Below are 283 nucleotides of genomic sequence, written 5' to 3'. Positions count from 1 at the left end.
GCGGGAATCGCCAGCGGAACCCATTTATGATAATCAACGCGGGCGATAAGCGCCATACCAAACAGTCCTAGCAGTGTCGCAAACCCCTGCTTTTTCAAATAATGAAACGGATCGTGAAATTTCACCTGCCCATTGTAAGCGCTTGTGCTGTACAATATCACAAGCCCTGCGGCAACAAGAAGCAATACAACAAATATAAGCATCCCGTCATATCGTTTTTTCTTTTCAGAACGCGTCAATCAGCTCCACTCCTTATAGTTGGTCTACAAGTTCTTTGAATTTA

General features: G+C 44.2%; 1 protein-coding gene. It reads right to left on the bottom strand.

The genetic code is table 11. The features are described from left to right. A partial coding sequence (locus NE637_RS15385; RefSeq protein ID WP_256267803.1) for an FtsW/RodA/SpoVE family cell cycle protein occupies nt 1-239 on the bottom strand: 239 nt, incomplete at its 3' end. Nucleotides 240-283 lie beyond the last annotated feature (44 nt).

The organism is Desulfovibrio desulfuricans (assembly GCF_024460775.1).
In the GTDB taxonomy this organism is placed as follows: Bacteria; Desulfobacterota; Desulfovibrionia; order Desulfovibrionales; family Desulfovibrionaceae; genus Desulfovibrio; species Desulfovibrio desulfuricans_E.
The sequence above is the reverse complement of the archived record's forward strand: the minus strand, read 5'-3'. Positions and strand labels throughout refer to the sequence as shown.